Source organism: Psychrobacter sp. 28M-43, assembly GCF_014770435.1.
Lineage (GTDB): Bacteria > Pseudomonadota > Gammaproteobacteria > Pseudomonadales > Moraxellaceae > Psychrobacter.
Genome location: NZ_CP061739.1, coordinates 1,602,316 through 1,616,555 on the forward strand (window position 1 = coordinate 1,602,316; position 14,240 = coordinate 1,616,555).

At 42.5% G+C, this 14,240-nt stretch carries 10 protein-coding genes; 2 read left to right on the forward strand and 8 right to left on the reverse strand.

The features are described 5' to 3' along the window. Positions 1–107 precede the first annotated feature (107 nt). The 5 genes from prpC to IEE84_RS06770 form a co-directional block, all read right to left on the reverse strand. Positions 108–1,235 (reverse strand): bifunctional 2-methylcitrate synthase/citrate synthase, encoded by a 1,128-nt coding sequence (gene prpC / locus IEE84_RS06750; RefSeq protein WP_191113594.1) that lies wholly within the window; start codon positions 1,233–1,235, stop codon positions 108–110. A 92-nt stretch (positions 1,236–1,327) separates the two neighbouring features. Continuing rightward, positions 1,328–1,984 (reverse strand): DUF2059 domain-containing protein, encoded by a 657-nt coding sequence (locus IEE84_RS06755; protein ID WP_191113595.1) that lies wholly within the window; start codon positions 1,982–1,984, stop codon positions 1,328–1,330. 100 nt (positions 1,985–2,084) lie between these two features. Beyond that, positions 2,085–2,978 (reverse strand): methylisocitrate lyase, encoded by an 894-nt coding sequence (prpB, locus tag IEE84_RS06760; RefSeq protein ID WP_191113596.1) that lies wholly within the window; start codon positions 2,976–2,978, stop codon positions 2,085–2,087. 372 nt (positions 2,979–3,350) lie between these two features. Further along, complete coding sequence (locus IEE84_RS06765) at positions 3,351–4,637, reverse strand: NRAMP family divalent metal transporter (RefSeq protein WP_416383465.1); 1,287 nt, start codon at positions 4,635–4,637, stop codon at positions 3,351–3,353. 284 nt (positions 4,638–4,921) lie between these two features. Next, positions 4,922–5,947 carry a LysR family transcriptional regulator gene (locus tag IEE84_RS06770; RefSeq protein ID WP_191113597.1) on the reverse strand — a complete coding sequence of 342 codons (1,026 nt, stop codon included), beginning with the start codon at positions 5,945–5,947 and terminating at the stop codon, positions 4,922–4,924. A gap of 233 nt (positions 5,948–6,180) precedes the next feature. Here IEE84_RS06770 and IEE84_RS06775 point away from each other — a divergent pair, with 233 nt between their 5' ends. Both IEE84_RS06775 and IEE84_RS06780 read left to right on the forward strand, forming a co-directional pair. After that, positions 6,181–7,200 (forward strand): hypothetical protein, encoded by a 1,020-nt coding sequence (locus tag IEE84_RS06775; protein ID WP_191113598.1) that lies wholly within the window; start codon positions 6,181–6,183, stop codon positions 7,198–7,200. Between the two features lie 162 nt (positions 7,201–7,362). Next, positions 7,363–7,815, forward strand: coding sequence for a hypothetical protein (locus IEE84_RS06780; protein ID WP_191113599.1), 453 nt, complete (start codon positions 7,363–7,365; stop codon positions 7,813–7,815). 150 nt (positions 7,816–7,965) lie between these two features. Here IEE84_RS06780 and IEE84_RS06785 read toward each other — a convergent pair whose 3' ends face one another. The 3 genes from IEE84_RS06785 to IEE84_RS06795 all read right to left on the reverse strand — a co-directional run bounded on the left by IEE84_RS06785 (position 7,966) and on the right by IEE84_RS06795 (position 13,649). After that, positions 7,966–9,132 carry a TauD/TfdA family dioxygenase gene (locus IEE84_RS06785; protein WP_191113600.1) on the reverse strand — a complete coding sequence of 389 codons (1,167 nt, stop codon included), beginning with the start codon at positions 9,130–9,132 and terminating at the stop codon, positions 7,966–7,968. 257 nt (positions 9,133–9,389) lie between these two features. Continuing rightward, positions 9,390–12,170: a phosphoenolpyruvate carboxylase gene (gene ppc / locus IEE84_RS06790; RefSeq protein WP_191113601.1), complete on the reverse strand. Its 2,781-nt coding sequence runs from the start codon at positions 12,168–12,170 to the stop codon at positions 9,390–9,392. A gap of 213 nt (positions 12,171–12,383) precedes the next feature. Beyond that, on the reverse strand, positions 12,384–13,649 hold the full coding sequence (locus IEE84_RS06795) for a tyrosine-type recombinase/integrase (RefSeq protein WP_191113602.1): 1,266 nt from the start codon (positions 13,647–13,649) through the stop codon (positions 12,384–12,386). Positions 13,650–14,240 lie beyond the last annotated feature (591 nt).

Here is a 14,240-nt window from a genome sequence, read left to right on the forward strand (position 1 = left end):
AAACTCATAGCAAGGCTCAATCATCATACCTGTATCAGCTAGCACTGCCGCTAGCTGATAAGATTACTTAGCAAAAATCATCTTAATAATTGCTAAATAACAGCCGTTTAACGCGCGCTCATATCTGGTACTGGGCGTAGATCTTCACCCGTATATTCTGCACTCGGGCGAATGATACGGTTGTTAGCACGTTGCTCAAATACGTGAGCAGCCCAACCAGTCAAGCGTGAACAGACAAAGATAGGGGTGAATAGCTTGGTTGGAATACCCATAAAGTGATAGGCAGAAGCATGGAAAAAGTCAGCATTACAGAATAACTTCTTCTCACGCCACATGACTTCTTCACAGCGTACCGATACTGGGTATAGCACTTCATCACCAACGTCCGCAGCTAGCTTCTCAGCCCAACCTTTAATCACCACGTTACGCGGGTCTGACTCGCTATAAATCGCATGACCAAAGCCCATGATTTTGTCTTTACGAGCCAGCATACCCATCATTTTTTCTTCAGCTTCATCAGGTGAGCTAAAGCCTTCAATCATATCCATCGCCGCTTCATTCGCGCCGCCATGCAATGGACCGCGTAGTGAACCGATTGCACCGGTAATACAAGAATGAATATCAGATAAGGTAGATGCACACACACGAGCGGTAAAGGTCGACGCGTTAAACTCATGCTCTGCATAAAGGATAAGCGAGACGTTCATTACTTTCTCGTGTAGCTCGTTTGGTTTTTCGCCTTTGAGCAAATGTAAGAAATGACCGCCAATGGTGGCATCATCTGTATCGGTCTCGATACGTACATTGTCATGGGTGAAGCGATACCAATAGTTGATAATCGACGGGAAGGCCGCTAGCATACGATCAGTTTGATCGTTTTGCTGAGCAAAATCAGTTTCGGTTTCAAGGTTGCCAAGCATAGAGCAGCCAGTACGTAGCACATCCATTGGATGTGCGTCGGCTGGAATACGTTCAAGCACGTCTTTTAACGCTTGTGGTAGGCCGCGTAAGCTTTTTAGTTTGGCTTGATAGGCGTCAAGCTCGCTTTGAGTAGGCAAGTTGCCGTATAACAGCAAATAAGCCACTTCTTCAAAAATACACTTATCTGCCAGTTCTGATACATCATAACCGCGATAGGTCAGACCAGAGCCTGATTTGCCAACGGTAGATAGAGAGGTTTTACCAGCGACTTGTCCACGTAGACCTGCGCCTGAAAGTTCTTTCTGTGCTGCCATGTTTACATTCCTTTTGTTGGTAGCTTTTTTGAGTGAAAACGGTGTTTCTGATAATAAATTTATTGGTTAATGACTATAGCGCTAGTTTAGGGTTATGCAGGCTGTTCAGGCTGTGGACCGTCTAAATCGACGTTACAACGCTCAAATTCAGCTTCAATAGGGACATTTAAGACTTCCATCGCGCTGCCTTCGCCTTCTGCATTGTTGATCTTCATATACTTGGCACCCAGTGGTGACTCCATAAATGTCTGAATTTCAGTCATTTCTTCTGGGGTAGGGTTAGCCATTGGCGTTGCCACCTCTTCGCCATTCATGACACGTAATTGCTCATTGCCAAAAGCAAGCAGTTTTTTACCCACATCCGACGTATAAAAGTCATCTAACTCTTTTAACTCTGCATCGGTAAACTGACTCTTATAAAAACGATCGACTTCGGCTTTACCCAAGTCTTTGTCGCGAGACTCAAGGCAGCTGACTTGCTCTTCGCTGAGCGCACCGCTATTGATAATTGGTGCAAACAATAAGCTGTTGACGGTATCTAACGTAATCGTCGTCATGATCAAGTCGTTTTGAGCATCAGTCTCTGATGGTGCAGCTTCGCTTTCGCCAACCACAGTTTCGCTCGTATCACTGGCAGTATCGTCAACGGTTTCTGGTGTTTTATCACAGCCCGTCATGAACAACAGCGCCGCAAGCGTGCTACTAAGTAGTGAGGATTTGACAACCGTATGAGCAGTAAAAAATGGCATAAATAACCTAAAGGTAAATAAAGACGGGTTTTGAAACGATAAAGTCCACAGAGATGGTTTATCGTTTCGGCGTTGCTACTTGGCAATTATTAGTTATTAACTACTTATTATCAGCAAATAGCTTGTCTAGTGTCTGCTCAAACTCATGGTAGTTCAAGAAATCATAGAGCTCCATGCGAGTCTGCATGGTATCGACGACTTTGTCTTGTGTACCATCATCTAACAAATGCTGATAAACGTTCAATGCTGCTTTGTTCATAGCGCGGAAAGCGGATAGTGGATATAACACCATCTCAACACCCACACTATACAACTGATCAGTGGTATATAGATCTGTTTGACCAAACTCTGTCATGTTTGCCAGTACTGGAATATCGAGTACATCAGTGAACTTACGATACATCTCGATATCGGTCAGCGCTTCTGCAAAGATCATATCTGCACCCGCTTCTTGAAAGGCGACGGCACGTTCAACAGCAGCGTCTAAACCTTCTACTGATAGGGCATCTGTACGAGCCATCACTACAAAGTCAGGGTCAGTCTTGGCATCCAATGCCGCTTTTAGACGATCAACCATCTCTGAGATACTAACGATTTCTTTGTTAGGGCGATGACCACAACGTTTTTGCGCCACTTGATCTTCGATATGTACTGCCGCGACGCCTGCTTTTTCCATCTTTCTGATAGTTTGAGCGATGTTAAATGCGCCACCAAAGCCTGTATCGATATCGACAAGCAGCGGGGTATCGACGGCATCTGTGATACGGCGAGCATCTTCTAAGACGTTATCAAGGCTGGTCATGCCTAGATCAGGTAAACCAAATGACGCATTGGCCACGCCAGCACCAGAGAGATACAACGCTTGATGACCAACTTGGGTTGCCATCATCGCTGTATAGGCATTGATAGCGCCTGCAATCTGTAATGGTTGGTTGTTATCGTTTTTTTGAGCGAGGGCACTGCGAAAGCGCGCGCCTGCTGAAGATGAAGTCATGTGATTGTCCTTACATGGAGGGAAAATATTCTAATTGTTGTAGCTGATTATACTCAATTATTCATGCCTGAAAAGTTTGGATTCTCAATTAATATTTAATTTAAATAATAATTGAATGTAGTATTTTTAATATTATTCATTATTCAAATAGCATTATGCAGTTATTGGTAATTTCTTATGATAAGTATTCATATTGCTTAAAATCACAGCTTTTATAATCTTCTATTTTTTACATTTAGTTACAATTACTAAAGCTGCCTTGCCTTATTGATATAATTACACTCATTAAAAAGCCCCAACAGCTAGGCTATCAGGGCTTATGTTTTGCTTGAATAAGATTGTTAAGTGCTGAGTTTTAAATTAAGCAAAAGCTTAAGCAAATAAACCTGCCATATTGGCCAAGAACAATAATGCGAAACCTGCCAAGAATATCAAGCCCGCGATAGACAGAGCATTCATACCTGCTGACAGTTTCTTATGCTTTTTAACCAATGAGTAGTTTAACCAACCAAAAATAGGCGCAGAGACGAACGCCGATATCATGGCAAACTTAAGCATAGCGCCTAGTTGTCCTGTGAAGAAAGTGATAATTACTAGACCACCACCGATGGCATAGGTCGTCCAAAAAGCGATTTGCTTTTTATTGATTTCGCTTTCACCTTTTAGCAGGCGCCAGCATTCAGCATTAGCGCGTCCATAGCCATCAGCACAGGTGATGGTCGTGCCAAACATACACATAAAGGCGACGAAAGCGACCAGCAATCTCGACCATTCACCAATGGTTGCGGTATACATATTGATTAACTGGTTGATATAAGCACCGCCGACCAATTCAATATCTTGTCCTGATCCGTACTGGACAAACACACCTAACGATAAGAAGAACAACGCCAATATCGCTGAAACTGCATAGCCAACGTTAAAATCTAACAAGCCTTGGCTATGCGTGGTGTGATCTGCTTTGACTTTGGCAGAGGTCCACATAGAGGTAATCGCTGCAAACTCTAGCGGTGCTGGCATCCAGCCCATGAGTGCTACGATGAAGCCCAACGTGGCTAAATTCCAAGGAGAGGCCGCCACAAAATCTACTGCCATAACGGTTGGCTTGCCAGCAGCAATGATAACTGCAGCAACGGTTGCCGTGGTAAGCGCAATCATAATCCACTTAGTCACACCATCGAGCAACTTGTAATGCCCTGCAATCAAAAAGAACCAAGAGACCGCGACGATAATGAGAGATAACGCCATTGTCGACAGACCAAGTGAGGCTGGCAACATAAAGCCCAAAATTACGGCAGCAATAAGTGAAACCGCACCCGTACTAATAACCGCTGACAAGATAGAAAGAATAAAATATACCCAAAGATATACCTTTGAGCGTTTGGCATAGCCTGCAATCAAACTCTCGCCAGTATCGTAGACGTAGTCAGTTGCAAAGCGAAAAAACGGATACTTAAACACGTTGGCTAATACAATCATAATGGCCAGTTGCCAGCCATAGATAGCGCCGGCCTGTGTTGATGAAATCAAATGCGAACCACCAATGGCAGCAGTCGCCATCAAAATACCTGGACCAAAGATGCGCCAGCTAAAGCCCTCTTGTTGCGAGGCAACGCTATCGTCAGGGGCACTTGGGTTGTTGAGTTGTTGTGTGGACATGAATACCTCGAAATGGTTAAAACAGCAAATTATCACTTACCTGTGTCAGCTTGCCAATGATCAGAAAAGAACGTCCTATAAACCGTCTAAATATAAAACGATTTACATCGTATCGACTTTATCACACCAACACTGTCTAGGAGAATGATTATTCTAGTTATTATTACTATTTGTTTGCATTGCTATTCTTGTTAGTTAGCATACTTATAAAATAATATCAATATTTAAAATGAATTATTTTTGGCGGTTCTTTATAACACAATATTCAACGGATATCTGCCCATTTAGGCCTGTGACACAAAATTTTGCTGCCGATAAGTAATGCCGCGCTGTTCATAGACGTGATAAATGGCTGTGAGCAAGTCAGGTATTTTTGGGTGTACAAAGTCTTTGAGGGTGTGTAAATAAATAGGGGAGGTGACATTTTCATGAACCAAACGTTGGTAGCTGATCTGTTCCGTACGTACGGTTTGCAAGCTGGCAGGCACCAATGTAATACCTTCTCCTGCCGCGACCAGTCCCAATGCTACCTGCAAATCACTGACTGTCGTGGTCATAAAAGGTGAGATGCCATACTGGGCAAAAAGATGTAATAAAGGCTCAGTAATAGGCTCGCTAGATGCTGCTTCGTGAGTAGCAGCACGGTTGACTCTACTTGTAGACAGCTTGTCGTTTGCTTGGGTCGCTGTTTCTGTCGTCACCGTGGACGATACTGGCAAATGTGTTTGATGATATAAAATTAAGCGATTGTTCGCTAGGTCTATCAAGCGTTGCTTACGTACATTGGCAAGCGGGTGTGATTTTGGTAATGCCACCACGTAGCGTTCATGACGTAGCAGAATCTGCTGAATCCATGGATCTTGATGGGCAAATCGGCCAAAGCCAATATCAATCTCACCAGACTTGAGTGCATCTATTTGTTGATATGAGCTGATGTCTTTTAAATTAACGTCGATATCAGGGCTGAACTGTTTAAGCGTGGCAATGATTTCAGGCAGTAGGCCATATAGCACTGAAGGCACAAAACCTATATTTAAAACGCTGCTTGGTGCTGATAGACGCTGAGTCATACTGGTCACCGTATCAATCTCGGTCAGGATAGTGCTTATTTTATCGTAGAAAAAACTGCCCGCTTCAGTCAGATGTAGTGGCCTGTGGTAGCGATCAATAAGCACCACGCCCATGTCAGTCTCTAACTGTTTTAGCAAGCGACTCAGGCTCGGCTGTGACAGTCCTGTTTTGGTGGCGGCAGCGCTAAAGCTGCGCAAATCGGCAACCGCGATAAATGCATTGAGCTGTTTTAAATCCATACTATTGAGCCTGTCATAGTCTATGCTATCTATACATAGAACAGTTCTTAAGATTGGTTTATCATATTATTTAGAATAGTTCTTATCAATATTAGCGCTATCCCATAAATTGTGCTTGAAGATAATAGGTCGAGCAACTATATTGTTGGCTAATAACACTGTTACACTATAGTAAGAAAATTCATTCTAGCAATCATTTAACACCAGTAGAAAAACTGGTTTGGTATTATTCTATGAGCGACGAAAAAAAAGACGCTGGCACCGATTTTGATGAAAAATTGGCTAGAATTATTGACCAAAAGTCGCGTAAGCGTAATAACAACGACATCTATGAACGCTTTATTAATCGAGTCCATGGTTCTGAAGAGAACGATCAGGCTGCGTTTGAAACACTAGAAAGTGCAAAGAACCTTGCCGCTTTCGAACCCTTGAGCACAGAAGAGTTGCAGCTTTTTGAAGATCAAAGCAGTGAGCAAGAGTTATTACTAGAAACAGAAGATGCTACAGTAGCAAACATTCCCTCTAAAGCCTCAAATACAAGTACAGTATTTGAAAATTTATCTGAAAATAATGTGTTGAGTATAGCTAACGATAGCGACAGTATTAGTATCGATGTCAATGATGTCAGTTCAGATACAGAGGCCTCAGAATATATAGATCGCAACAATATAGATAGTAGTAATCAAACAGAGTCACCCTCTACGATTGACCATAGTGAATCTGTCATAACTGAGATATCAGATGATGATTCTTTAAACATCCCTTTAAACATCGAGAATGTGTCTGAATCAGCTATCGAAGAGCCAGTCATAGACAATAAAGTGATCAAAAGCAAGAAATCTCTCATGATGGCTATGGCGATTGGTTTAATCGTATTGGTTGCTATTGCATTAATGCTTGTATTTTCAGGAGTCTTATCTACTTCTGCGGTTGATAGTATAGACAACAGCACTGATGGTAATGTAGAGACAGACAGTACACCAGCTGTTAGTGCTGATCCAGTACTGTCTACTGACAGTCAAACAACTACGGATGGCGTTGACCCTGTAAGTACGCAACCAGCCATTACTCAGCAAGATACTTTGGACAACAATAGACAGGACCTGCCAGCTGTTAGTGAATCAGTGTCAACTTCTGAAGCTCCTACATCAGAGAATGATGCCGCAGTTATAGCTACTGAAGAAGCTGCCATAACTTATGAAGATTTTAGACAAGAGTCGCAGACTACCTTGTACCGCGAAACCAATGATTAAATGGTTTACGTTTTATACCATTTCAGACAGTTAGATAACCGTCTATCAATTTATTCGAGGCGTTCGTACTAGAAATTGTTGCAACACAATATAAAATTCGTATCATTATGTAAAAGGCATGGTTCTGTGCCATTGATGATATGAATTATATGGTACGTAACTATGAACGACTCAGAAAACGTGAATAATGATATCGAGCCAAAAAGCATCAGACCCCGTAGTCTTGTTCTTGCTATTATCAGTGTCATCTGTATTGTTCTAATATCTGCCTTCTATATGTCTAACCGTATCTCTTCCACGCTATCTCAAGCGTCGACGACTAATAACGGTTTAGCAGTCAGCAATATTACTAAAGAAGCTAATGCTAATCAGACTGTACAACAGCATTCGGATAGCCAAAATCAACCTAGCAGACCTATAGTTATTGACGGTCATGAAGATGACACCGCCATTAGCTATCATGACTTCAAGCAAGAAGCGCAAAATGTGCTATTTCGTGAGGAAGAAAAGATCATACAAGCTAAGTACAGTGCACATGGTATAACGCCTGCTGTCAGCGCTGCAGACTTTAGGATAGAAGCACATAAAACCTTATATCGTGAATCCAGTTATTAGGGCTGCTATTAGCGCTATGTTATGTTGATAGCTATAAGTCAGTAAGTGAATAATATTAAGCCCCATTTCTCCTCTCTAAACATGAGAGAAGAGTAATGGGGCTTTTTTATGGGCTTAGTGCTCCATGCTTTAGCTAGCTTGCGGGTCGTGTTAAGCCAGTTGCTTTTTAAGCGTTCGTAAACGGCTTTTAAATTCTGAGCGGTCAACATAACAGCCTTTGAGACGACGCTCACCGACGTTTTCATCAAATGCGTTACGCCCATGCAGGACTCGGCGGTTATCAAAAACCACCATTTGACCAGCCGCTAGTTTTAACTCAATCTTATAGCGACTGTCTTTTAATCGAGCCATCAGCTCTCGATAAGCAAGGTAGTAGTCGTACATAACATCACTTGGCAAATCAAAAACATCTGCAAGATGCGCGTTGTATTTGATTTCGACAATATTGCCAAAGTTGTCTAAATTGATGACGGGATGGTGCTCACGGATATCATGGGCAGTGTCATGAAAACGAAAGGGGATGGCATATTCGGCAAGCAAGCGAAAATACTCAGGCTGCTCTTTTCGCAACCCTTCTAACACCTTTAATCCATCCACGAAAGTAGATTCGCCGCCTATGCTTTCATTACTCAAAAAATGCAAAAATTGATAGCCTGGAGGCAATTCCTGATTTGGCAAGTCGGTGTGCAAAGGTAATGAGAGCGAGGTATACGCCAAATTGATTGGTGATTTTTCTGATATGACATCAAAGGTCATACCGAAATTGGTCTGCCGCAGATAATCAACTCGCATTGCTGTCTGCACACCCGCATCAGCGTCATCTGGCATATTATCAATGATAGTAAGCCCATATTTATCCAGCGCACTCATCCACTCATATAAAGCGCTGTCACTGGTCATGATGCTCTGCTGGTCATACATCGGAATGTGGTCAATAAACGTGCCATCCCAACTTTCATAAGGACTGCTATGGTCCTTGGCCAATGCACTAGAATACCCAAACTCATGTAACCAGCTTTGTTCAAAGTGGCTAATATGCGCTTGTTCTGACCATTCAATCGTTAGCGTTGTATCATCAAAAGAGATGGAGAATGGATGGATATCTTTTGAGACACTCAGCAAATCAAAGCTACGCTCGCCAGTGTTCGGATGAAAAGCCGATGGGCAGTTATCACGCAGCCAGATATAGTGATACGTACTGTCGATACCATCATTCCAGCGTATTTGAATGGCGCGGTCAATAAGCGCAACGGATTCTATTTGATAGTTATTTGCTACTAATACGTCTAGAGATGGTGTTGCTTGAGGCGTTTCCATTGGAGCAGACCCTACATATACATGAAGTAAAAATGTATTTTACGGTATCTTGTTCGGATCGGTTATTCAAACAATGAATTACGAATCACCTAATAGGTAATATCAATCAACGCAGTACTAAACTGCGATTGATACCTGGCGAGATATTTTTTGAAGGGTTTTGAATAATATTAAGGCTTCGCGAACGAAGCCTTAATATTTGCGACAATTGGTATAAGCTTTTTATTTAACCGAAAGCTAATTATCGAAAAGCTACCCTAACCAGTATTTCGTAACCCTGCAGCTAGCGCATTGATACTACGGATTAATGGATCTTCTACATTAAGGTCGCCATGTGCCGAATCGTTCAGGGTGTCCTGTTGTCTAGCACGCTTTAATAGCTCGATTTGGATATAGTTAATCGGGTCTAGATAAGCATCTCGCCATTGCAGGGATGAAGCAAGGTTTTGCTGATTGGACAATAAAGAGTCTTGCTCAAGCAGAGAGTTTAATCCTGAATTGGTCAGCGTGTGTTCATCGGTGACCGCTGTCATGATTTTTTCGCGTAAAGGCTCATCGTCACATAGTTGGCTATAGGCCTCTGCAATATTCATATTGGCTTTGGTAAAGGCCATCTCGATATTACTGATAAATACGCTAAAAAACGGCCAGTGCTTATTCATCTCTTTCATCAATGTTTCGTCTTTTTTGACGCTATCTAGCGCACTACCGACGCCATACCAAGCAGGCAGGGTAAAGCGTGCTAACGACCAGCCAAACACCCAAGGAATCGCTCGCAAGGTGGTCTTACTTGGCAGACCTTTTTTGCGATGGGCTGGACGTGAGCCAATGTTTAATAACGAGATTTCTTGTACAGGGGTGACCTCGGAGTAGAATTTATAAAACCCTTCGGTATGATCAGTCAGCTCGCGATAGCGTTGCTCACCTGCGTCTGCTAAGCGTGCAAACAGCGCTTCATACTCTGGCAACTCAGTCGGTTGTACCACAAACCTTGTTGAGCAGGCTTTGAGTGTACCCGTAATCGCCATGGTCAGCTCAAATACAGCGGTATCTGTATTGGCATACTTGGCATAGAGCACTTCGCCTTGCTCAGTTACCTTAATCTGCCCATGCAGCGTGCCTGCTGGCTGTGCCGCAATGGCTTTGTGCGTTGATCCACCACCACGGCTCACAGAACCGCCACGACCATGGAACAAGCGTGTTTTTATACCATATTGTTCAGCAATGTTATTAATGGTTTGCTGTGCACTATAAAGTTGCCATGCTGAAGTGATAATACCGCCGTCTTTTGATGAGTCCGAATAACCTAGCATAATCTCTTGCGTGTTGTTCGTGTTCCGTAGCAGTCCACGATACAGTGGATTGTCTAATACGGCAGGCAAGATTTTATCGATATTTTTGAGATCTTCGATGGTCTCAAACAACGGCGCAACTGGCAAATCAGCAGACAACTGGCCTTCGTCATCAATTCTGCATAAGCCTGCAAACCGCATGAGCAGCAATACTTCTAGTAGCTGGCTAGCATTATTGGTCATCGAGATCACATAGCTACCAAAAGTAGCCTGTCCCACCAGTTTGCGTAGAGTAGCGACCGAATTCATCAGTGACAATTGCTCACGCGTTTTGTCTGTCAGGTTATCAGTATAGATAAGCGGCGTGCCTGGTTTTTCTAGCAAGCGCGTCAACCACTCTTGACGTTCGGTTTCGCTTAGCGTCTGATAATCAGGCAGGTTGGAGGCACTAGCAAAGATATCTGCAATCACTTCGCCATGGTATGACGACTCTTGACGGATATCGAGCGCTGCCAAATGAAAGCCGCAAGTTTTGACCAAACGAATCACATCTAGCAGTAATCCTTCTGCGTGTGCCGTATCGTGTGTATTGACACTTTGACGGATAATGCGCAGGTCTTCTAGTAATTCTTCTGGATTGGCATAGGCATCTTTTTCAGCTTCGATGTCCGTGCCTTTGCTTTGGATGCGGCGATTGGTGGCTTTGACTTTAGTCAGAATAATAGAGAGTAGTCGACGATATGGCTCATTGCTATAGTCATCGAGGTTATAGTCAAACACACGCTGATCGAGCTCATCATAACTTTTGATCTTGGCATATACGTCAGGTGAAACGGTGACAATAGTGTCACTATGAATCAGCTGTCGGCGCAGTTTTTTGAGTAGCACTTGATAGTGACGCAGCACGGTATCAGCATGCATCAATACGGCAAGCTCTGTGGTCTCAAAAGTCACAAAAGGATTGCCATCTCTATCACCACCAATCCATGAACCAAAGCTCATAAATGCAGGCAGTGGATAGTCTGTGAGCTCTGGATAGATATCGACAATGGCTTTTTTGATATTACGATACACTTTAGGAATGGCATTGAACAAACTGGCATTAAAGTAATGCAGACCGTTATTAATCTCGTCATATACCAATGGCTTGCGGGTGCGCACTTCGTCAGACGACCATAATAGATCAATCGTTTGCGCAGTTTGTTCTTTAGCTTGCTCGTAGGCGAAGCTGTTTTCAGACACGTTATTTAAAGCGTCGCTATGCGTGAATAGACTTTGTAAGATATTCATCGTAGTACGGCGGCGCGCTTCGGTAGGATGCGCCGTAAATACAGGTGTAAACTTTAGCTGATCAATCAGCTCTTGCATTTGAGCGGGCTCGATATTGCGTTCACGACACTCAAGTAAGGTACGACGAAATGATCCTTCCCAGCTTTGCTCAGACTGCATACGCTGCGCATGACGCTGCTCACGCAAGTAATTCTCTTCGCTTAGATTGGCTAGGAAAAAATAGATAGAAAAGCCGCGTATGACGTTTTTTAAGGTTTGATTGTCTAAAGAAGCAATAAAATCGATAAGCTGCTGTTTATGCGCCTCATTCGGCTCACGGCGCTGTTGAATAAAGCCTTTGCGCAGCGTCTCAATCGTATCTAGCGTCTGCTCACCAGATTGGCGAGAAATAGCATCGCCTAATAATGAACCCAACAAGCTGGTGCGTTTACGTAGTACGTTGTTATCTAGTGTCATCTTCAACCTTCCTATCAAATGAGTGGATACAATACTATGGTTATCTTATACATAATATCCTTATGGTTTTTTGCAATTTAACATAAATAGGTGAGGCCTGCTTGATGTTGATAGCAACTTTTTTTGCTAATTAACCTTTATGACACTATTACTAATATATGGCGAAGTCTGTTCTTCAGCAGTTATTAGACAAAACTTATTTAGATTATTTCTCTAACGACTCCGAAGATTATCTATATAATCTGCCCAATCTTGCATCATCTGTACCCTAGTATCGATTTCATCAAGTCTGTTATAAGCTCCGCCATGTGTGTCTTTTATCCTGTGACCTAGCTGTAACTCTGTGAGGATGTCAGAATAGCGTAGCTCAGGCTGTTCCATGAGCAAAGTTTTAGCGGATGCTCGAAATCCATGCGCACACTGCACATCTTTGTATCCAAGCCGGTGGAATATCTGTACCAACGTCGCTTTACTAATATAAGCATTGCTTGAACCGCGCATCGACGCAAATACATGCTCTTTATGCCCTGTAATTGACTGAATGTTTCGTAATCGAGAAATCACTTGCGTGGCCAAAGGAACAACTAAGTGCGAGACCATATCGTCACGACCTTCGCCTTTGGTCGGGGAGAATGCCCATGTATTAGTATCCCAATCGATGTCATCCCAACGCATCGAGCGCAGATCGATACTACGTACAAACACATAAGGTAATAAGTTCATTGCCTCTAATGTAATCTTACTTGCACCTTTAAAAGTGGACATATCCTTTAAGAGAGTCGCAAATTGATCTGGTTTGGTGATGGCTGGCAAGTGATTGCCTGAATTGGCAGGTGCAAGCTCACCACGGGTATCAATTGCCACATTTCTATCGCACAACCCTCGAGCAACAGCGAATGAAAATACCTTTTCAGTATACAAACGAGTGCTAGCACCAACGAAAGTTGCTTGATTTTCATTGTTTTGAATCGACTCACACACGCTTAGTATTATCTCACTGGTGATATCGTTCATTCTCAAGTCGCCAATTTCACGACACATGTATCCGAGACATAAATCCCAAAACTTAAGGGTCGACTCACTAAATGATGGTTTTTTAGATTTGCCTTGTTGGCGACCTGATGTTTTGTGATCTCGCCATGCTTTTGCAATCTCAGAAAATGGTGCGTTTTTTAGGTGAGTATATTTATTGGTTTGTTCTTTTTGCTGGATAGCTTTAGGGTCAGAGCCTTTGGCAACCATATCAAGAATGGTGTCTGCTTTATACTTAACCTCATGGAGACTGACATCCTCAATCTTACCCAACATCATCCTAGGGCGTTTGCCCTCGATATGCGGATGGGAATAACGTAAGTAGTATTCCTTTTTGCCATTTGGATAAATACGCAGACTTAGGCCAGCCACACCTGAGACACTGACAGAATAATCTTTGTCTCGGCATTCGAGCTTATTGATATCGTTTGCAGTGTCGATAGCCATAATGTATATCCGTAATATGATAATTAAGGTTAATGATAGGTTTATGATTGATGACTTATAAAAAGTCTCTTCTGTAGAAAAACATAGAAGTATTGGACACTGTCATGGACACTGGTATTCATTAGTGTTTTTAGTAAAATCTTATAGAGTAATAGTTTTAACACTTAATTATCCCCAAGTGAACCTTGGGGATAATTATAACATAGTGGCCAAATAGTGAGTAGGCCATACGCTGAATGGGTTACACGGCATTTCTACCAGTTATTTCGATACATAGTTAAATGCGATTATGGTGTCCATGATTGATTCGGCAAGGAGTTGAGCATATTCTCTACAAAATACATGCTCCTGTACTCGCACAGAATATAAAAATCAGGGTCATAGTGCTGTCCTGTGCAAATTTAGAATGCACCAATTTTGAGAGGTATATAAGAAATACATAACGAAAGACCAAATATTTTAAAAAATATCAATAGATAGCTTATTCATTTCAAAAATGGCTTGATAACAATAAACAGAGGATGGCTTTTTGTGGGTAGATAAAATTTATCGCTACGCAAAAGAAAACAGCGTCAGTTCTAATTATTTAAC

Bases quoted from the DNA above. Each gene is read 5' to 3' on its own strand.
- IEE84_RS06780 (WP_191113599.1), top strand. From the start codon at position 7,363: ATGAACGACTCAGAAAACGTGAATAATGATATCGAGCCAAAAAGCATC.
- IEE84_RS06785 (WP_191113600.1), bottom strand. From the start codon at position 9,132: ATGGAAACGCCTCAAGCAACACCATCTCTAGACGTATTAGTAGCAAAT.
- ppc (WP_191113601.1), bottom strand. From the start codon at position 12,170: ATGACACTAGATAACAACGTACTACGTAAACGCACCAGCTTGTTGGGT.
- IEE84_RS06795 (WP_191113602.1), bottom strand. From the start codon at position 13,649: ATGGCTATCGACACTGCAAACGATATCAATAAGCTCGAATGCCGAGAC.
- IEE84_RS06775 (WP_191113598.1), top strand. From the start codon at position 6,181: ATGAGCGACGAAAAAAAAGACGCTGGCACCGATTTTGATGAAAAATTG.
- IEE84_RS06765 (WP_416383465.1), bottom strand. From the start codon at position 4,637: ATGTCCACACAACAACTCAACAACCCAAGTGCCCCTGACGATAGCGTT.
- prpC (WP_191113594.1), bottom strand. From the start codon at position 1,235: ATGGCAGCACAGAAAGAACTTTCAGGCGCAGGTCTACGTGGACAAGTC.
- IEE84_RS06770 (WP_191113597.1), bottom strand. From the start codon at position 5,947: ATGGATTTAAAACAGCTCAATGCATTTATCGCGGTTGCCGATTTGCGC.
- IEE84_RS06755 (WP_191113595.1), bottom strand. From the start codon at position 1,984: ATGCCATTTTTTACTGCTCATACGGTTGTCAAATCCTCACTACTTAGT.
- prpB (WP_191113596.1), bottom strand. From the start codon at position 2,978: ATGACTTCATCTTCAGCAGGCGCGCGCTTTCGCAGTGCCCTCGCTCAA.